Annotated in this window: 18 protein-coding genes; 15 read left to right on the top strand and 3 right to left on the bottom strand. The window is 64.6% G+C overall.

Annotated features, from left to right (window positions below):
* Positions 1 to 128 precede the first annotated feature (128 nt).
* From secG to glsA, 6 genes are all read left to right on the top strand, one after another.
* Complete coding sequence (gene secG / locus CIT40_RS18235; RefSeq protein WP_094890478.1) at positions 129 to 515, top strand: preprotein translocase subunit SecG; 387 nt, start codon at positions 129 to 131, stop codon at positions 513 to 515.
* 166 nt (positions 516 to 681) lie between these two features.
* Entirely contained in the window at positions 682 to 2,313 is a 1,632-nt protein-coding gene (locus CIT40_RS18230; protein ID WP_094890477.1) for a CTP synthase, read from the top strand.
* Between the two features lie 82 nt (positions 2,314 to 2,395).
* Positions 2,396 to 2,722: an NIPSNAP family protein gene (locus CIT40_RS18225; protein WP_094890476.1), complete on the top strand. Its 327-nt coding sequence runs from the start codon at positions 2,396 to 2,398 to the stop codon at positions 2,720 to 2,722.
* Between the two features lie 121 nt (positions 2,723 to 2,843).
* Positions 2,844 to 3,692 (top strand): 3-deoxy-8-phosphooctulonate synthase, encoded by an 849-nt coding sequence (kdsA, locus tag CIT40_RS18220; protein ID WP_094890475.1) that lies wholly within the window; start codon positions 2,844 to 2,846, stop codon positions 3,690 to 3,692.
* Complete coding sequence (locus CIT40_RS18215; RefSeq protein WP_094890474.1) at positions 3,692 to 4,897, top strand: MFS transporter; 1,206 nt, start codon at positions 3,692 to 3,694, stop codon at positions 4,895 to 4,897. Before kdsA ends, CIT40_RS18215 begins: the two co-directional genes overlap by 1 nt.
* Positions 4,898 to 5,005: 108 nt before the next feature.
* Complete coding sequence (glsA, locus tag CIT40_RS18210) at positions 5,006 to 6,880, top strand: glutaminase A (protein ID WP_094890473.1); 1,875 nt, start codon at positions 5,006 to 5,008, stop codon at positions 6,878 to 6,880.
* Here glsA and CIT40_RS18205 read toward each other — a convergent pair.
* Positions 6,877 to 7,686, bottom strand: coding sequence for a substrate-binding domain-containing protein (locus tag CIT40_RS18205; RefSeq protein WP_094890472.1), 810 nt, complete (start codon positions 7,684 to 7,686; stop codon positions 6,877 to 6,879). The genes glsA and CIT40_RS18205 overlap by 4 nt on opposite strands.
* 14 nt (positions 7,687 to 7,700) lie before the next feature.
* Positions 7,701 to 8,189 carry a preQ(1) synthase gene (gene queF, locus CIT40_RS18200; protein WP_094890471.1) on the bottom strand — a complete coding sequence of 163 codons (489 nt, stop codon included), beginning with the start codon at positions 8,187 to 8,189 and terminating at the stop codon, positions 7,701 to 7,703.
* Between the two features lie 124 nt (positions 8,190 to 8,313).
* Between queF and eno the strand changes: the two genes are divergently transcribed.
* Both eno and CIT40_RS18190 read left to right on the top strand, forming a co-directional pair.
* The gene (gene eno, locus CIT40_RS18195; RefSeq protein ID WP_094890470.1) at positions 8,314 to 9,597 is read left to right on the top strand and encodes a phosphopyruvate hydratase; all 1,284 of its coding nucleotides are present in this window, start codon (positions 8,314 to 8,316) and stop codon (positions 9,595 to 9,597) included.
* Positions 9,598 to 9,637: 40 nt separating this feature from the next.
* The gene (locus CIT40_RS18190) at positions 9,638 to 10,771 is read left to right on the top strand and encodes a zinc-binding dehydrogenase (protein WP_094890469.1); all 1,134 of its coding nucleotides are present in this window, start codon (positions 9,638 to 9,640) and stop codon (positions 10,769 to 10,771) included.
* 57 nt (positions 10,772 to 10,828) lie between these two features.
* On the opposite strand, the gene CIT40_RS18185 is transcribed toward CIT40_RS18190, so the two are convergent.
* The gene (locus CIT40_RS18185) at positions 10,829 to 11,566 is read right to left on the bottom strand and encodes an SDR family oxidoreductase (protein ID WP_094890468.1); all 738 of its coding nucleotides are present in this window, start codon (positions 11,564 to 11,566) and stop codon (positions 10,829 to 10,831) included.
* Positions 11,567 to 11,701: 135 nt separating this feature from the next.
* Between CIT40_RS18185 and CIT40_RS18180 the strand changes: the two genes are divergently transcribed.
* The 7 genes from CIT40_RS18180 (at position 11,702) to pdhA (ending at position 19,239) form a co-directional block, all read left to right on the top strand.
* Positions 11,702 to 12,664: an AraC family transcriptional regulator gene (locus CIT40_RS18180; RefSeq protein WP_244612007.1), complete on the top strand. Its 963-nt coding sequence runs from the start codon at positions 11,702 to 11,704 to the stop codon at positions 12,662 to 12,664.
* Positions 12,665 to 12,780: 116 nt separating this feature from the next.
* Positions 12,781 to 13,779 (top strand): MBL fold metallo-hydrolase, encoded by a 999-nt coding sequence (locus tag CIT40_RS18175; protein ID WP_094890530.1) that lies wholly within the window; start codon positions 12,781 to 12,783, stop codon positions 13,777 to 13,779.
* Positions 13,780 to 13,958: 179 nt separating this feature from the next.
* A complete protein-coding gene (locus CIT40_RS18170) occupies positions 13,959 to 14,510 on the top strand; it encodes an NADPH-dependent FMN reductase (protein ID WP_094890466.1) in 552 nt (183 codons plus the stop codon).
* A 147-nt stretch (positions 14,511 to 14,657) separates the two neighbouring features.
* Positions 14,658 to 14,975, top strand: a complete 318-nt coding sequence (locus CIT40_RS18165) for an FtsB family cell division protein (protein ID WP_028141594.1) — start codon at positions 14,658 to 14,660, stop codon at positions 14,973 to 14,975.
* Between the two features lie 214 nt (positions 14,976 to 15,189).
* Positions 15,190 to 16,149, top strand: a complete 960-nt coding sequence (locus CIT40_RS18160) for a helix-turn-helix domain-containing protein (RefSeq protein WP_162307553.1) — start codon at positions 15,190 to 15,192, stop codon at positions 16,147 to 16,149.
* A gap of 268 nt (positions 16,150 to 16,417) precedes the next feature.
* Positions 16,418 to 17,935, top strand: a complete 1,518-nt coding sequence (gene adh, locus CIT40_RS18155; protein WP_094890464.1) for an aldehyde dehydrogenase — start codon at positions 16,418 to 16,420, stop codon at positions 17,933 to 17,935.
* Positions 17,936 to 18,216: 281 nt separating this feature from the next.
* A complete protein-coding gene (pdhA, locus tag CIT40_RS18150; RefSeq protein WP_094890463.1) occupies positions 18,217 to 19,239 on the top strand; it encodes a pyruvate dehydrogenase (acetyl-transferring) E1 component subunit alpha in 1,023 nt (340 codons plus the stop codon).
* Positions 19,240 to 19,258: the final 19 nt, after the last annotated feature.

Here is a 19,258-nt window from a genome sequence, read left to right as displayed (position 1 = left end):
GGCGCGGCCGGGGCCGATCGGGGGTGGCAATGGCCGGTCTGATCGTGTAACACCGCGCAACTTCAGGAAAACCCGCGAAGCGCGATCGGCCGCCGTCAGGCGCCGCCCGCTTGTGACGGAAGGATACTATGCAGACCGTTGTCATCGTCATCCACCTCATGATCGTCGCCGTCATGATCGGCGCTGTCCTGCTCCAGAAGTCGGAAGGCGGCGGCCTCGGCATGGGCGGCGGCGCAGGCTTCATGTCGAGCCGTGGCACCGCCAACCTTTTGACGCGGACCACCGCGGTCCTCGCCGCGGGCTTCTTCCTCACCAGCATGTTCCTGTCCTGGCATGCGGGCTACAGCCGCGCGCCGTCGTCGATCATCGGTACGCCGGCCTCGCAGGGCCAACCCGCCGGCGGATCGCCGATCGCGCCGCCGACGTCGGGCGGCATCCTGGATTCGCTGAAGAAGGCCGACGAGCAGCAGCAGGCGCCGGCTCCGAGCGGCCCGCAGGTGCCTCGCTCGCAATAAAGCAGGGGGGCCATGCAGGGCGGTGGCTACCGTCCTGCATCAACAATCCCCATCAAGGCACTGTCACCACTCTCAATTCTGGCTCACCCACAGGCCCGCGAAATCTTCGGGGCGGAATGCGAATCGCTTTGGCGAATCGAATTTTGGGGATTAGAGGTTAAGTCCCATGGCGCGGTACATATTCATCACCGGCGGCGTGGTTTCTTCGCTCGGCAAGGGTCTGGCTTCAGCTGCACTCGGTGCGCTGTTGCAAGCCCGGGGCTACAAGGTCCGCCTCCGCAAGCTCGACCCTTATCTCAACCTCGATCCCGGAACGATGTCGCCGTATCAGCACGGCGAAGTGTTCGTGACCGATGACGGCGCGGAGACCGATCTCGATCTCGGTCACTACGAGCGCTTCACCGGCCGTCCCGCGACCAAGCAGGACAACATCACCACGGGACGCATCTACCAGGACATCATCTCCAAGGAGCGCCGCGGCGATTATCTCGGCGCGACCATCCAGGTGGTTCCGCACGTCACCAACGCCATCAAGGAATTCGTCCTCTCCGGGAACGACGATTACGACTTCGTGCTGGTCGAGATCGGCGGCACCGTCGGCGACATCGAGGGCCTGCCGTTCTTCGAGGCGATCCGCCAGCTCAAGAACGAGCTACCGCGCGATCACGCCATCTACATCCACCTCACGCTGCTGCCTTACATTCCGAGCGCCGGCGAGTTGAAGACCAAGCCGACGCAGCACTCCGTGAAGGAGCTGCGTTCGATCGGCATCCAGCCGGACATCCTGCTCTGCCGCACCGATCGCGAGATCCCTAAGGAAGAGCGGCGCAAGCTCGGCCTGTTCTGCAACGTGCGCGAGAGCGCGGTGATCGAGGCGCGCGATGCCGACAGCATCTACGCCGTGCCCGAGGCCTATCACGCGGCGGGCCTGGACGACGAAGTGCTCGCCGCCTTCGGCATCGAATCACGCATCCCGCCGGAGCTCAAGAGCTGGCACCAGATCAACGAACGCATCCGCAATCCCGAGGGCGATGTCACCATTGCCATCGTCGGCAAATATACCGGTATGAAGGATGCGTATAAGTCGCTGATCGAGGCGCTGTCGCATGGCGGCATCGCCAACAAGGTCAAGGTCAATCTCGACTGGATCGAGAGCGAGATCTTCGAGAAGGAAGACCCCGCGCCGTTCCTCGAACACGTCAACGGCATCCTGGTGCCCGGCGGCTTCGGCCAGCGCGGAGCGGAAGGCAAAATTCGCGCGGCGCAATTCGCGCGCGAGCGCGACGTGCCGTATTTCGGCATCTGCTTCGGCATGCAGATGGCCGTCATCGAGGCGGCGCGAAATCTCGTCGGCATCGAGGAGGCCAATTCGACCGAGTTCGGCCCGACCAAGGAGCCGCTGGTCGGCCTGATGACGGAATGGCTGCGAGGCAACGAGCTCGAGAGGCGCTCGAACGCCGGCGACCTCGGCGGCACCATGCGGCTTGGCGCTTATCCCGCAGCCCTCAACCGCGGCAGCCGCGTCTCGCAGGTCTATGGCGGCGCGACCGAGATTTCCGAGCGCCACCGCCATCGCTACGAAGTCAACACTGCCTACAAGGACCGCCTCGAGCAGCACGGGCTGAAATTCTCAGGCCTGTCGCCCGACGGTGTGCTGCCCGAGATCGTCGAATACGAAGACCATCCCTGGTTCATCGGCGTCCAGTTCCACCCCGAGCTGAAGTCGCGGCCGTTCGAGCCGCACCCGCTGTTCGCCTCGTTCGTCCAGGCGGCGATGGTGCAGAGCCGGCTGGTGTAGCGCGCATCTTGCCTTTGACGATCGCGTGGTTTGTTGCGACAACTCCCTGCCGCAAGAATAACAATGCAGGGAAGTGACTCCAATGATCTACGAAATGCGTATTTACCGTTGTGTGCCCGGCCGGCTGCCGGCGCTGTTGAAGCGGTTCGAGACCGCCACGCTGAAGATCTGGGAGAAGCACGGCATCAAGCAGGCCGGGTTCTTCACGACGCTGATCGGCGAATCCAACCAGGAACTGACCTATTTCCTCGCTTGGGAGTCGCTCGCCGACCGCGAGAAGAAGTGGGGCGCGTTCATGACCGATCCGGACTGGATGAAAGCCCGCGCCGAGAGCGAAGCCGACGGCCAGATCGTCGGCAACATCGTCAGCCAGATCCTGACGCCGACCGCCTTCTCGTCGGTCAAGTAGCAGCTCTGCAAGGGAGGCGCCGGGAGCCCCGGCGCAACCCTGATATTCAAGCAATCCCGGGCGAATAGGGTTGATCCGACCCCGATCGCGGCTATGGTCGCGCCGAAACGAGGGATTGGCCTTGAGCTCTTCGCATTCGGCGGCGCCGGTCGTCACCATCGGTACGGTCAAATTCGGCAACGATCTGCCGATCTCGATCATTGCCGGACCCTGCCAGCTCGAAAGCCGCCAGCATGCGCTGGAGGTGGCTTCCGCGCTGAAGGAGATCGCGGCGCGACTGAAGATCGGCCTCGTCTACAAGACCTCGTTCGACAAGGCCAACCGCACCAGCGCATCCGCTGCGCGCGGGCTGGGCCTCGCGCAGTCGCTGCCGATCTTCGCCGAGATCCGCGCCTCGCTCGGCCTGCCTGTCCTGACCGACGTGCACGATGCCGCGCAGTGCGCCGAAGTGGCGCAAGCTGTAGACGTGTTGCAGATCCCGGCCTTCCTGTGCCGGCAGACCGATCTGCTGCTCGCCGCCGCCGCGACCGGCAGGGTCGTCAACGTCAAGAAGGGCCAGTTCCTCGCGCCCTGGGACATGACCAATGTGGTGAGCAAGATCACCGGCGCCAACAATCCCAACGTGCTCGTCACCGAGCGCGGGGCGTCCTTCGGCTACAACACGCTGGTCTCCGACATGCGCGCATTGCCGATCCTGGCGCGCACCACCGGCGCGCCCGTGATTTTCGATGCCACCCATTCGGTGCAGCAGCCCGGCGGGAAGGGCGCCTCCTCGGGCGGCGAGCGCGAGTTCGTGCCGGTGCTCGCACGCGCAGCCGTTGCCGTTGGGGTTGCCGGCGTCTTCATAGAGACCCATCCCGACCCGGACCGTGCGCCCTCGGACGGCCCGAACATGGTGCCGCTGCGCGAGTTCGAGGGGCTGATCGCACGGCTGATGGCGTTCGACACGCTGGCAAAGAACCCGCGCTGATGCAGCAAGGCGAGGCGCGGCCGGATGATCACGGCTTGCCGACAGCGCTCTACGTCATATCGGGCGCAAGCTTCGCTGCAGCCTTGTCGGCACGTGCGCTCGACCCGGTGTTGCCGCACATCGCCGAGGATTTCGGCGTCAGCATCGCCACCGCCGCGGGTTTTGCCGCGGTGTTCGCCTTCACCTTCTCGATCATCCAGCCGATCGTCGGCGCTGCCGCCGATCTGTTCGGCAAGACGCGGCTGATGATCGGCTGCCTCGCGCTGCTCGGCCTTGCCAATATCCTCGGCGCATTCTCGACCTCGTTCTCGGTTCTATTTGCGACCCGCATCCTCGCCGGCATCGGCTCGGGCGGCGTGTTTCCGGTGGCGCTCAGCCTGACCAGCGATCTCGTCGGTCCGGACAAGCGGCAGGTCGCGATCAGCCGCACGCTTGCCGGCGCCATGACCGGCAATCTGCTCGGCGCCTCGGCTTCAGGCCTGATCGGCGATTTCCTCGGCTGGCGCGGCGTGCTCGCGGTGCTCGGTGGGCTCGTGATCGTGGCGTCGATCGCGGTCGCCGCCGGCTTCCGCGGCGCCAAGGTCAAGCACCCGCCAAAGACGAGCCTTTCGGCACTGAAGGCTGGCTATCGCACCATCTTCACCAATCCGAACGCCTATGTCTGCTATTCGGCGGTGTTCATCGAAGGCTGCTGCGTGCTCGGCTTGTTTCCCTACATCGCCTCGTTCCTGTTCGAGCAGGGGCAGACTTCGCTCTCGATCGCCGGCGTGGTCATCGCCGGCTTTGCGGTCGGCGGCCTGTTCTACACGCTGACGGTGTCGCGCCTGCTGCCGTGGCTCGGCGTCAAGGGCATGATGATCGCGGGCATGACGCTGGTCGCCACGCAGCTCATTGCCGTCGCCTTCGGCCCGCGCTGGGAAGTGCAGGCGCTGAATCTCATCGTGATGGGATGGGGCTTCTACATCGCCCACGGCTGCCTGCAGGTGTTCGCCAGCGAGCTCTCGGTCGAGGCACGCGCGACCGCGCTGTCGCTGCATTCGTTCTTTTTCTTCATGGGGCAGACTGTGGGGCCGCTCGCCTACGGCCTCGGGCTTGCGCATGCCGGCAAGATGCCGACCCTGTTCGCGAGCGCTGCGATCATGGTCGTGCTGGGCTTCGTCTGCGCCCGGCTGCTGAAGCAGCGGGCCCCGTCGGACGCGCACTGAGCTCGAGTCGATCTCCTAAGGGAGCGTGATCCCCTACCACGACACCGTCGCTCCGGTATACATGGCACACGAATTGCTTTTATTCTGGGCAAATCGAGGTGCGAGATCGTGGACGCCCAGCCCAACGGTTTGACCAGCGCAGCCGGCGCGATCCGGTCGAGCGGATATCCCACCAAGCCGCCACTGCGGCGTTTCCTGACCGATTGCCACGCCGAATTCAGGGCCGACAATTCCGGCGAGCTCGCCGACTACATTCCCGAGCTGAAGCGCGCAAATCCTGACCATTTCGGGATCGCGCTCGTCACGATCGACGGGCACATCTACGAGGTCGGCGACAGCGACGCGCCTTTCACGATCCAGTCGGTGTCGAAAGCCTTCGTCTTTGCGCTGGCGCTGGAGACGGTTGGTGAAGAGCGCGTCGCGGCCACCATCGGGGTCGAGCCGAGTGGCGAGGCATTCAACTCGATCCGGCTCACCAACGACAATCGCCCCTTCAACCCCATGGTCAATGCCGGCGCGATCGCCTGTTCGGGTTTGATCTACGAGGTGGATGGGAAGGGGGCCTTCGAGCGTGTCCGCGCGAAGCTCAGCGCGTTCGCCGGGCGCGAGCTCGGCGTCGACGATGCCGTTCACGCCTCGGAGACGGCGACCGGCAACCGCAACCGCGCCATCGCCTGGCTTCTGCGGAATTACGCGGTGCTGCCGGATGACGTCGACGCCGTGCTCGACGTCTATTTCCGACAATGCGCCGTCCTGGTCACCGCGCGCGACCTCGCGGTGATGGCGGCAACGCTGGCCAACCGAGGCATCAATCCCGTAACGGGAGTGCAGGTGATCACGCCGCACATCGTCGCCCGCACGCTGTCGGTTATGACGAGCTCGGGCATGTACGATTATGCCGGCGAGTGGACCTATCGCGTCGGCATTCCCGCCAAGAGCGGCGTCGGCGGCGGCATCGTCGCCGCGCTGCCTTCGCAACTGGGGCTCGGCACATTCTCGCCGTTGCTGGACGATCACTTCAACAGCGTCCGCGGCCTGAAAGTCTGCGAAGCGCTGTCGGCGCGGTTCGACCTGCACATGCTCAACCGCAACGCCGACGTCCGCACGAGCATCATAGCGGACTACGACGTCTACGGCATCTCCTCGCGCCGCAGCCGCCAGCCGCGCGAGCAGCAGATCCTCGACGAGCGCCACAGCGACATCCGCGTGCTCGAATTGGTCGGGGCGATGAATTTCGGCACCATCGATTACCTGACGCGACGGCTCACCAGCGAGCCGCCAAACGCGCCGCTGCTGATCATCGATTTCCGCCGTGTCCCCGACATCACCGCAGCCGGCGCGGAGCTTCTGGGCGAGACGTTGAGCGCGCTCGGCAGTGCCGGCGTCACCGCGATCCTGTCCGGCTTCGAGGAGATTTCTGCGGTATGGGCGGCGATCGCCGCGCGCACCGCCGAGCCGCGCCGGCTGAGGCGCTTCGCGCTGCTGGACGACGCCATCGAATGGGCCGAGGATCAGGTCATCTATCGCTTCGGCGGCTTCACCGACGTGAAGGAGAGCGCGCATCTCGGCGAGCAGGCGTTGCTCGCCGATCTCGACGCGGACGAGATCGCGGCGATCGTCAGGCTGTCCACCCCACGGCATTACGCGGCCGGCCAGCGTATCATCGCGGCCGGAGAGCCCGCCAATTCGCTGTTCTTTCTCCAGAGCGGCATGGTCAGCGTGAAGCTGCGGAGCGGGGTGCGGCTGGCATCCCTCGGCCCCGGCATGGAATTCGGCGAGATGGCGATGCTGGAGCGAAGTCGCAGCGCCGACGTCTTGGCCGACACGCCCGTCACGTGCCTCGAGCTGCCGCTGGACAGCTTTGCCGACTACCGCCGCCTGCACCCGGAAACGTCGCTGAAGATCATGCGCAACCTCGCCGCCATTCTGGCGCGGCGGCTGGTCGCGGCAAATGCCAAGGTCGATCTGCTCAGCGCGTACTAATTCGCCCCGCCAGCCGGGATCGGCTCCATGCCGCTCGCGATGATCGCGTCGCGTGCGGCGGGGGAGGCGAAAAACCTGATCAAGGCCCGGCCGGCCTCGGGCTCCTTCGAACCGGTCGCGATCCCGGCGGAGAAGATCGTGATCTTCTGCAATTCGTTCGGCAACGGTCCGACGATATCGATGCCTTTCACAGGCTTCAGCTCGCTGATCTGCTGGAAGCCGAGCTCGGCCTCGCCATGCGCGACGATCTCGCCGACGGGAGTCGCCGGGATCTTGCGCGCCTTGTCCTTCATGGCGTCGGTGATGCCGAGCTTGTCGAACATCTCGGTCGAGACATAGACGCCGCTGGCGCTGTCGGAATAGGCGATCGTCTTCGCCGCCAGGAGTGCGTGCTTGACGGCGTCCACCGAGCTGATGTCCGGCTTCGGCGCTCCCGACTTCACGGCAATTCCGATCGGTGACCTGGTCAAGTCGACCTGGCTGCCGGCAACGACCTTGCCCTTGCTCGCGAGGTCGGCGAGGGCATAGCCCACCATGATCAGGACATCGGCGGGTTCGCCGCGTTCGAGCCGGACCGGGATTGCATTCGCCGTCGTTCCCATCGACGGTCCATATTCCGTCAGTACCTTTTGACCTGTGGCCTTCTCGAATTCCGGGACCAGCGCCTTGTAGGCGGCCGTCAGTCCGCCCGAGATCATCACGCGAACCTCGCCGGCATTGGCCGAGCCGGTCAGCCAGGGGACGCTGAGCAGGCCCAGAACAAGGTTGAAGGCGAAGTTGCGGAAGATGGCCGACGTCAATTTCATGAGTTGATCTCCCTCTAGCCCCGCCCGCGATAGGGCGCGACGCCTTGCTCCGGCACCCACAGGCCCTTCGGCACGCGGCCGGTCTGCCAGAACACGTCGATCGGGATGCCGCCGCGCGGATACCAGTAGCCGCCGATGCGCAGCCATTTCGGCTTGATCTCGCTGGCGATGCGCTTGCCGATCATGACGGTGCAGTCCTCGTGGAAGGCGCCGTGATTGCGGAAGCTCGCGATGTAGAGTTTGAGCGATTTCGACTCCAGCAGCCAGGTGCCGGGCGCGTAGTCGATCATCAGATGCGCGAAGTCCGGCTGGCCCGTGACCGGGCAGAGCGAGGTGAATTCCGGCACGGTGAAGCGCACCAGATAATCGGTGCCCTTTTGCGGATTGGGCACGCGGTCGAGCTGGGCCTTTTCGGGCGCATCCGGCCATTCCACGGCGTGGCCGAGCTGCAGGGCAGCCGGGTTCAGGCTTGAGTTCTTCGATTTGCTGGGTTTTTTTGACATGAGGCCGCCTCCGAGCGGCCCTCTTAGCCAATCATCCGCCGGCCGTCACCCGGCCTTTTCCACCTCGATGCATTGCGGTAGAAGCACCGCCAACTGCCCCCTTTGTTCCTGAAAAGAGGCCCTCATGACTGCCATCATCGACATCATCGGACGAGAAATCCTCGACAGCCGCGGCAATCCCACCGTCGAGGTCGATGTCGTGCTGGAGGATGGCGCGCTCGGCCGTGCTGCGGTGCCCTCGGGAGCGTCTACGGGGGCCCATGAAGCCGTGGAGCTGCGCGACGGCGACAAGGCCCGCTATCTCGGCAAGGGCGTCACCAAGGCGGTCGGCGCCGTCAATGGCGAGATCTTCGAGGCTCTCAGCGGCCTCGATGCCGAGCAACAGGCCCAGATCGACCAGATCATGATCGACCTCGACGGCACCGCGAACAAGAGCCGGTTAGGGGCCAACGCCATCCTCGGCGTCTCGCTCGCGTGTGCCAAGGCGGCCGCGAACTCGCTCGACATGCCGCTCTATCGCTATGTCGGCGGCACCTCGGCGCGCCTGCTGCCGGTGCCGATGATGAACATCATCAATGGCGGCGTGCACGCCGACAACCCGATCGACTTCCAGGAGTTCATGATCCTGCCGGTCGGCGCGTCCTCCTTCGCCGAGGGTCTGCGCTACGGCGCCGAGGTCTTCCACACGCTGAAGTCGGAGCTGAAGAAGGCCGGCCACAACACCAATGTCGGCGACGAGGGCGGCTTCGCCCCGAACCTGCCGTCGGCCGACGCCGCGCTCGACTTCGTCATGAACGCGATCGGCAAGGCCGGCTTCAAGGCGGGCACCGATATCGTGCTTGGCCTCGACTGCGCCTCGACCGAATTCTTCAAGGACGGGAAATACGTCTATGAAGGCGAGGGCAAGACCCGTTCGATCTCCGAGCAGGCCAAGTACCTTGCAGACCTGGTCTCGCGCTATCCGATCGTCACCATCGAGGACGGCATGTCGGAGGACGACATGGACGGCTGGAAGGAGATCACCGATCTGATCGGCAAGAAGTGCCAGCTGGTCGGCGACGACCTCTTCGTCACCAACGTCAAGCGCCTCGCCGACGGCATCAAGGCCGGCCGCGCCAACTCGATCCTGATCAAGGTCAACCAGATCGGCACGCTGACCGAGACGCTCGCCGCCGTCGAGATGGCGCACAAGGCCGGCTACACCTGCGTGATGTCGCACCGCTCCGGCGAGACCGAAGATTCCACCATCGCCGACCTCGCGGTCGCCACCAATTGCGGTCAGATCAAGACCGGCTCCCTTGCACGTTCCGATCGCACCGCCAAATACAACCAGCTCCTGCGCATCGAGCAGCAGCTCGGCAAGCAGGCGCTCTACGGCGGCAGGGCGGCACTGAAGGCGCTGGCATAAGCCAGCGCCTATATTCGCGAGACGACAGGGGAGGATCGACATGAGCGACGGCACATCCGGACTGCAACTGCGCTCGCTGCTGAAGAAGAGCGGCGAGCTGGAATTGTCCCTCGCGAATGTCCCGACCCCGGAGCCGGCCGACGACGAGGTCGTGGTTCGCGTCGAAGCGACGCCGATCAACCCCTCCGACCTCGGCCTGCTGATCGGGCCCGCTGACATGTCGGCCGCCAAGGCCTCCGGCACCAAGGAGATGCCGGTCATCACCGCGACGATGCCGGAGGCGGCGATGCGGATGATGGCAGCCCGGCTTGATCAGTCGCTGCCGGTCGGCAACGAGGGCGCCGGCACGGTGATCCGGACCGGATCGTCGGACGCAGCAAAGGCGCTGATGGGCAAGACGGTGTCGATGATCGGCGGCGCGATGTACACGCAGTACCGCGTGCTCAAGGTCCGCGACGTCATGGAGCTGCCGGCGGGCACCACGGCCGCTGACGGCGCATCCTGGTTCGTCAATCCGCTGACCGCGCTCGGCATGACCGAGACGATGCGGCGGGAGGGCCATAAGGCGCTCGTGCACACCGCGGCCGCCTCCAATCTCGGCCAGATGCTCAACAAGATCTGCATCAAGGACGGCATCGGCCTCGTCAACATCGTCAGGAGCAAGGAGCAGGCCGATATCCTGCACAAGATCGGCGCCAGGTACGTCGTGGATTCCAGCGCGCCTGATTTCACGGACGATCTCACCAATGCGCTGGTCGAGACCGGCGCGACGATCGCCTTCGACGCCATCGGCGGCGGCAAGCTGGCCAGCCAGATTCTGACCGCGATGGAAGTCGCGGCCAACAAGACCGCGAAGGAATACAGCCGCTACGGCTCCAACGTCTACAAGCAGATCTATATCTACGGCAGCCTGGACAACCGTCCGACCGAACTGAGCCGGTCGTTCGGACTGACCTGGGGCGTCGGCGGCTGGCTGTTGACCCCGTTCCTTCAGAACATCGGTCCGGCCGAGATCGGCCGCCTGCGTCAGCGCGTGGCGTCCGAGCTCAAGACCACCTTCGCCAGCCACTACACCAAGGTGGTGTCGCTGACCGAGGTGCTCGATCCCGCCAACATCGCCGTGTACGCCAAACGAGCCACCGGCGAGAAATTCCTCATCAACCCGAACAAATAATCGGGGTGTGCGAGGGCGGATGATTCCGGGGCGGGGCGCGGCGGCTCGTTCGACGCGTCATGCCTGCGCAGTTGGGCGGACGACGATCTCGCCGACGTCCACATTGTCCGGTTGGCGTATCGCAAAAGCGATGGCTTCGGCGATGGCGCTCGCCGGAATGGCGATTGCTTTCATGGCCGCCTGTCCCTGTTGCCTTAGCTCGGAATCCGTCATCGAGGAGGGGAGCTCGGTGTCGACATAACCGGGAGAGATGGTCGTCACTCGAAGCGACGGTCCGGCCTCCTGACGAAGCCCCTCGGAAATCGCCCTGACGGCGTTCTTCGTCCCCGCATAGACTGCCATCGTCGGAACAATCTTGATCCCGGCGGTCGACAGCATGTTGACGAAATGACCGAAGCCCTGCTGTCGAAAGACAGGCAAGGCCGCGGCAATCCCGTAGAGCACGCCCTTCACGTTCACGTCGATCATGTCGTCCCAGTCGTCGACCCGGAGGTCGTCAAGGCGGGAGATCGGGGCAATCCCCGCATTGTTGATCAGGACGTCCAGCTTCCCGTACCGCTCTGTTGCAAGTCCGACGAGGCCGGCAACATCCTCGCGCTGCTTGACGTCTGTGACGAGACAGGACGCCTTTCCGCCCTTCGAGACGATGTTCGCGGCCAGCATCTCCAGTCTGTCGGAGCGTCGCGCGCCGAGCACCATGATGGCGCCATGCTCTGAGAGATGCCGGGCGGTGGCTTCGCCAATCCCGCTGCTGGCGCCCGTGATGGCGACGACCTTGCCTGCGATACCTGTCATGGCTGTTCCGTTCAGTTCGTTTGCAGGACGAACGTCGCATCGGAAGCGAGGATGATCTATGCTCTAGCGGGTCGAAAATCGTCGAGATCGGATCAAGCCTTGGACAAGCCCTCGGACAAGCATCCAAACAAGACGTTGGAACCCAAGGCCTCGAAACCCAATACCTTGGACCCTTTGTCTCAAGTCTTCTCGCTCCTGGACGTTCGCGCCGCGCGTTGTACGAGGTTCGAGGCGGGCGGCAGGTGGTCGTATCGGTTCCCGGCAAAACCCGCCCTGAAATTCGGCGCGGTCATTCAAGGCGAATGCTGGATCGATTTCGGCGATGAAGCCCGTCATCGGCTTGCCTCCGGCGATTGCTTTCTTCTCTCCCATGCGCCGGCCTATGTTCTGGCCAACGACGCGCACCTTGCTCCCGAGGATGGTATCGCGGCATTCGATTGGGCGCAGTCGGACGTCGCGCGCCACGCCGGCGGCGATACCGTGTTGCTCGCCGGCAGTTTCGGCTTTGAAGCGTCGGACGCCGAATTGCTGCTCGACGCGCTTCCGCGCTTCCTGCTCATACCGTCACGCAGTCCGCCGGCGCCCGTCATTCAGTCCACGCTCGGCATTCTCGATCTCGAAATCAGGGGGAGGGGAATTGGAGCGGCGGTGCTCACCAACAGGCTGGCCGACGTCCTGCTGGTCCAGGTGCTCCGTGCGGCGTTGGATCAGACCGACGGCGAGGGGCTCGGATGGATCAATGCGCTGGTCGATGCCCGGATCGGCAAGGCAATCGGGCTGATGCACGCAGACGCCGCTCACCCCTGGACCCTGGACGCTTTGGCCGGCGCGATCGCAATGTCGCGATCTGCGTTTTCGAAGCGGTTCAAGTCTCTGGTCGGGCTGGCGCCGCTCGACTACCTGCTTCGCTGGCGCATGCGGCTGGCACGCGACCAACTGCGGCTTGGCGCCAGCGTTTCTGCAACCGCCGCGCGGCTGGGATATTCGTCGGAAAGCGCCTTCGGGCACGCCTTCAAGCGGGTCTACGGCCAGGCGCCGAAGCGATACTGGCGCAGACAGTCGATAGGCGAAAAATTCCACATCAGCCCAAATAAATAATCGTGATCTGCGACGGCAGGTCACCGCAGGAAGGGCTTGCCTTCTGAGCGAAGCGCGGGATTATTCCGCCGCCATTGCATGCGGAAAACCGCAAGGGCTCAGAAGGGGACCTCTCCATGACCGATCTCAATCGCCGTCATTTGCTTGCAGGCGCCGCCGCCGTCGGTGCGGCTGCAGTCGCCGGCCTTCGACCGGCCGTCGTCAATGCTGCGGTGCCACAAGCCGGGACGCAGGCGCCGGGTTTCTATCGCTACAAGGTCGGCAGCTACGAGTGCACCTCGATCAACGACGGCGCGCGCACCTTCCCGATGCCGGACAAATTCGTCGCCAACAAGCCGAAGGACGAAGCGTTGGCCGCAGGCGAGGCGGCCTACATGCCGAAGGGCATGGTCACGGTGCCGTTCAACCCGCAGCTCATCAACACCGGTTCCAAGCTCGTGCTGATCGACACCGGCAACGGTGTCGCCAATCTCGAGGCGAGCAAGGGCGCGGTCGGCCGCACGCTGCAAAACCTCCAGGCTGCCGGCGTCGACCCCAAGAACATCGACGTGGTGCTGCTCTCGCATCTGCATCCCGATCACACCAACGGCATCCGTCTCGCCGACGGCGCGCTCGCCTTCCCGAATGCGGAGATCATGGTGCCGGGCAAGGACTGGGAGTTCTGGACCAGTGAGGACAACGCGGCCAAGGCCGAGTCCAACCCGATGATGAAGAACTACTTCGCCAACGTGAAGAAGACCTTCGCCGGCCTCGAGTCCAAGGTCACCAGGTTCGAGTGGGGCAAGGAGGTCGCGCCGGGCATCACCTCGATCGCAACCCCCGGCCATACGCCGGGCCATACCTCGTTCGCCGTCGCCTCCGGCGATGCCAAGGTGCTGATCCAGTCGGATGTCACCAACATTCCGGAATTCTTCCTGCGCAATCCCGACTGGCACGTGATGTTCGACAACGATGCCGCGCTGGCACAGGAGACGCGCCACAAATTCTACGACATGGCGGCGGCGGAGAAGGCGACCGTCATCGGTTTCCACTTCACCTTCCCGTCGGTCGGCCATGTCGAGAAGGACGGCGCCAAATACCGCCTGATCCCGTCGGCGTGGAATCCGACGATCTGAGACGTCCACGACTTTCGGGCGAGATCGGGCCGCTGCGGCGGCCCGATCCTTTTAGGCAACCATCTTGCTTTGCGAAACGTTGCGTTTCCAAATCGGACCGGTTCATGCACTTGCATCCATTGCGCTGGATCGCTTAAGTGCCGCCGCGGCACTTCCACCCAAGCCTCCAAGGACAATCCATGGCCTACAACATCGTCGTGATCGCCGGCAGCCTGCGCAAGGACAGCTTTTCGCTGAAGATCGCCAATGCGCTGGCCAAGCTTGCGCCTGACACGCTCAAGCTCGAGGTCGTCACGCCAGCCGGCATCTCGTTCTTCAACCAGGACCTCGAAGGCGCGCCGCCCGCGGATTGGCTGGCCTTCCGCGACAAGCTGCAGAAGTCGGACGGCGTCATTTTCGTGACGCCGGAATACAACCGCGCCATTCCGGGTGTGCTGAAGAACGCCATCGACGTTGCCTCGCGCCCCTACGGCAAGAGCTCGTTCAACGGCAAGCCGGTCGGCATCATCTCGAACTCGCCGGGCCCGCTCGGCGGCGTCAGCGCCACCAAGACGCTGCAGAACATCCTGCCCGGTATTTCCGGCCCGATCATGCAGCAGCCGGAGGCCTATCTGAACGCGGTCGGCGATGCTTTCGACGCCGAAGGCAACCTGACCAAGGACTCCCTGAAGCCTGTGCTCCAGGCCTATATCGACGCCTTCGCCGCGCACGTCGCCAAGCACCACGGCTGAAGCCCAACACGCTCCGTCATGGCCGGGCTCGTCCCGGCCATCCACGTCTTTGCTAAAGTCTTGGCCATCCAAATCTTGGCCCAGGCATGACGAATGGCGACAGGGGCAATTAGCACTCCCTTAACCAACCTGTCCCATCTTCCCAGGATGGTCTCGCGCGCGCGCCTGAAATCGATCCTGACCGGTCTTGCCCTCTATGCGATGGCAGCGGCCATCGTCGGCTATTTCGGCGTCAACGCCTACACCGGCAAATACGGCCTCAACGCCCGCCAGGAACTCGACCAGGAGATCATCGCCCTGACCAGCGAGCTGGCCCAGCTCAAGCGTGAGCGTGCCAGGAGCGAGCAGCGGGTGTCGCTGCTGCGGTCCGAGCGGATCGACCCCGACATGCTGGACGAGCGGGCGCGCTTCCAGCTCGACTACGTCAACCCGCGCGATCTCGTTCGGATGATCCCGGCGAAGTAGCGCTTTCCGCAAGCTTCGAAACCGACAGCGAAAGCCGCTGCCGAAATCCGCCGCCTGCCTTTCCCTCCTGCAAAGGTCGTAACTCTAGAACCGGGGGGCTGCCTTGACGGCAGCGCCATAGCGGGCTCATGGCTTCTGTTGCGCTCGCCGAAGTTGACGCAGATCAACCAGGCGGCGCCGGCACATCCTAGTCTGTCATCCGGAGGAAACTGTGATGAATGGGTCAATGCCCCGGCATCACGCGGCCCGTGTCGAGGCCGCCATCGCGTCAGGCCAGGCGGCACGGTCCGCGCTCGTGGCCTCGTGGCGCCGTTCGTCCAGATTGCATCATCTCGATCCCGGTGGCCGCACCTCGCCGATGCGGCTGACCGAAGCCGAGCTGCTCCAGGCGCGCGAGCGCATCGCGCCGCTGCTGGCCGCTGCGCAAGGCGCGATGGATCGGCTCTATCAGGCCGTCGGCGCCAGCGGCTGCTGCGTGCTGCTCGCCGACGGCGAGGGCGTGCCGGTCGATCGTCGCGGCACGGCGGCGGACGACGCGACCTTTCAGTCCTGGGGCCTGTGGACCGGTGCGGTGTGGAGCGAGGAGCACGAGGGCACCAACGGCATCGGCACCTGCCTGGTCGAGCAGCGTCCGCTGACGATCGACCGCGACCAGCATTTCTTCACCCGCAACACGCTTCTGAGCTGCACCGCCGTTCCGATCTACGACCACGAGGCGGCGCTGGCGGGCGTGCTCGACGTCTCCTCCTGCCGGGCCGACCGCACCGATGCATTCTCCAGCCTGATCGCGCTTGCAGCGGGCGAGGCGGCCAGGCGTATCGAAGCTGATCTGTTCCGCAGGGCGTTCAGCCATGCCCGTATCGTCCTGACGCAAGCTGCGGACGGCCAGTGCGGCGGCCTCGTCGCGGTCGATGCGGACGACCTCGTGATCGGCGCGACCCGCTCGGCCCGGGCGGCGCTTGGAATTGCTCCTGGCCGGGCATTGCAACCGGTGCCCGCGGCCGATCTCCTCGGCGGCGATGCCGCGCGTGACCATCTTGCCGGCGGTCAGCGCGCGGTGGTCCAGCGCGCGCTGCTCCGCGCCGGCGGCAATGTCTCGGCAGCCGCCAAGGCCCTCGGCATCAGCCGCGCCACGCTGCACCGGAAGTTGAAGCGGTTCGGGCTGAATCACTGAGCGGCGCTTTTTCCCCGAGCCGTCAGGGCAGCATCGACAAGGTGCGCTGAAATTTTGGTCTCGTGCCCCCGGCTCTGCGCGGCAACGCGAAAAGCGTTGCGGCGCGTCCGGGACGCGTGGGTGCTCTCCGGCACTGTCGCAGAACTGCGACAGGTCGGCTCCGCCATCGCTCCCCTCGGGGCTGACAGAGAACACCTCCCGCATCATCGTCCGCGCAAGTCGCGACAACGCGACGAATTGCGCAAACAGCAGACATCGGGAGTGATCAATGAACAAGGTGGAATTCCTCAGTGTGACCAGAGTTCCGTTTGCCGAACGCTACGACAATTTCATCGGCGGCAAATTCGTCGCGCCGGTCGCCGGCAAATATTTCGACAATGCCTCGCCGGTGACAGGCCAGATCGTCTGCAAGATCGCGCGCTCGGACGCGCAGGACGTCGAGTTGGCGCTCGACGCGGCCCATGCCGCCAAGGGCGCCTGGGGCCGCACCAGCGTCGCCGAGCGCGCCGCGCTGCTGAACCGGATCGCCGACCGCATGGAAGACAATCTCGAGCGTCTCGCCATCGCCGAGACCTGGGACAACGGCAAACCGATCCGCGAGACCCGCGCCGCCGACATCCCGCTCGCCATCGATCACTTCCGCTATTTCGCCGGCGTCGTCCGCGCGCAGGAAGGCTCGATCGGCGAGATCGACCACGACACCATCGCTTATCATTTCCACGAGCCGCTCGGCGTGGTCGGCCAGATCATCCCCTGGAACTTCCCGCTGCTGATGGCCTGCTGGAAGCTCGCGCCCGCGCTCGCCGCCGGTAATTGCGTCGTGCTCAAGCCCGCCGAGCAGACCCCGGCCTCGATCATGGTCTGGGCCGAGATCATCGCCGACATCCTGCCATCAGGCGTCCTCAACATCGTCAACGGCTTCGGCCTCGAGGCCGGCAAGCCGCTGGCCTCGAGCCCGCGCATCGCCAAGATCGCCTTCACCGGCGAGACCACGACGGGCCGGCTGATCATGCAATATGCCAGCCAGAACCTCATTCCGGTCACGCTGGAGCTCGGCGGCAAGTCGCCGAACATCTTCTTCAGCGACGTCACCGCCGAGGACGACGATTTCTTCGACAAGGCGATCGAAGGTTTTGTGATGTTCGCGCTGAACCAGGGCGAGGTCTGCACCTGTCCGAGCAGGGCGCTGGTCCATGCCGACATCTACGACCGCTTCATGGAGCGGGCCTTGAAGCGCGTCGCGGCGATCAAGCAGGGCGACCCGCGCGCGGCCGACACCATGATCGGCGCGCAGGCCTCCGGCGAGCAGCTCGCAAAAATCCTCTCCTACATCGACATCGGAAAGCAGGAGGGCGCCAAGGTGCTGGCCGGCGGCGGACGTGCCGAACTCGCAGGCGATCTCGCCGGTGGCTTCTATGTCCAGCCGACCGTGTTCGAGGGCCACAACAAGATGCGAATCTTCCAGGAGGAGATCTTCGGCCCCGTGGTCTCGGTCACGACATTCAGGAACGACGATGAGGCGCTCGAGATCGCCAACGACACGCTCTACGGCCTCGGAGCCGGCGTTTGGAGCCGCGACGCCAACCGCTGCTACCGCTTCGGCCGGGCGATCCAGGCCGGCCGGGTCTGGACCAACTGCTACCACGCCTATCCCGCCCATGCGGCGTTCGGCGGCTACAAGCAGTCGGGCGTCGGGCGCGAGACCCACAAGATGATGCTCGATCATTATCAGCAGACCAAGAACCTCCTGGTCAGCTACAGCCCGAAGAAGCTTGGCTTCTTCTGATCGGACAGCCGGAGAGGGCGGCGCCATTTCGGCGCCGTTCGCTCCGGATGCCGGAATCGGCACGGCCACGGGTTCTTGATCCCGCCACGAATCTGCGTGCGAAATCTGCGCTCGTCTTGGCGCGCGTGGATTTGTTGCCCGATCAGCGCCAAAGATTTTGCAATATTTCGATCACGTTGCAGTGCGGCATAATGAAAGTCGTGTCATGCCGCTGCGGTGCTTTCCAAGGGCGTTTGAGTTGGGTTAGAGAGGACGAAAGTTTTCTCTGACCCGGAATTCCTATGGCCGCACCCAAGAAAGCCGCCGCAAGCACGCCACAAGACAAGACCGACGGCGGTTCGCCCCCGGAATTCACCAGGGAGCAGGAGCTCAAGGCGCTCCGCGACATGCTCCTGATCCGGCGGTTCGAGGAAAAAGCCGGCCAGCTCTACGGCATGGGCGCGATCGGCGGCTTCTGTCACCTCTATATCGGCCAGGAAGCCGTGGTGGTCGGCATGCAAATGGCCCTGAAGCAGGGCGATCAGGTCATCACCGGCTATCGCGATCACGGCCACATGCTTGCCACCGGGATGGACGCCAACGGCGTCATGGCCGAGCTCACCGGCCGCCGCGGTGGCTATTCCAAGGGCAAGGGCGGCTCCATGCACATGTTCAGCAAGGAGAAGCACTTTTACGGCGGCCATGGCATCGTCGGCGCCCAGGTCTCGCTCGGCACCGGTCTCGCTTTCGCCAATCACTATCGCGGCAACGACAATGTCAGCGTCACCTATTTCGGCGACGGCGCGGCCAACCAGGGCCAGGTCTATGAGAGCTTCAACATGGCGGAGCTCTGGAAGCTGCCGGTGATCTACGTCATCGAGAACAACCGCTACGCCATGGGCACGGCGGTCTCGCGCGCCTCGGCACAGCAGGATTTCTCCAAGCGTGGCGCGTCCTTCAACATCCCCGGCAGGCAGGTCGACGGCATGGACGTCCGCGCCGTCAAGGCCGCGGGCGAGGAGGCTGCGGCCTGGTGCCGCGCCGGCAAGGGTCCCTTCATCCTGGAGATGCAGACCTACCGCTATCGCGGCCATTCGATGTCCGACCCTGCAAAATATCGCACGCGCGAGGAAGTCGAGAAGGTCCGCCACGACCAGGACCCGATCGAGCAGGTGCGCAACCGCCTGTTGGCGGCCAAGGTCAGCGAGGCCGATCTCAAGGCGATCGACGCCGAGGTGCGCGACATCGTCAACGCGTCCGCCGATTTCGCCCAGCATGATCCCGAGCCGGATGCCGCCGAGCTCTGGACCGACATTTACCGCTGAACGCGCGCAAGCTTTCTTT

The organism is Bradyrhizobium amphicarpaeae (assembly GCF_002266435.3).
Classification (GTDB): domain Bacteria; phylum Pseudomonadota; class Alphaproteobacteria; order Rhizobiales; family Xanthobacteraceae; genus Bradyrhizobium; species Bradyrhizobium amphicarpaeae.
This window is presented reverse-complemented; position numbering and strand designations above follow the sequence as displayed.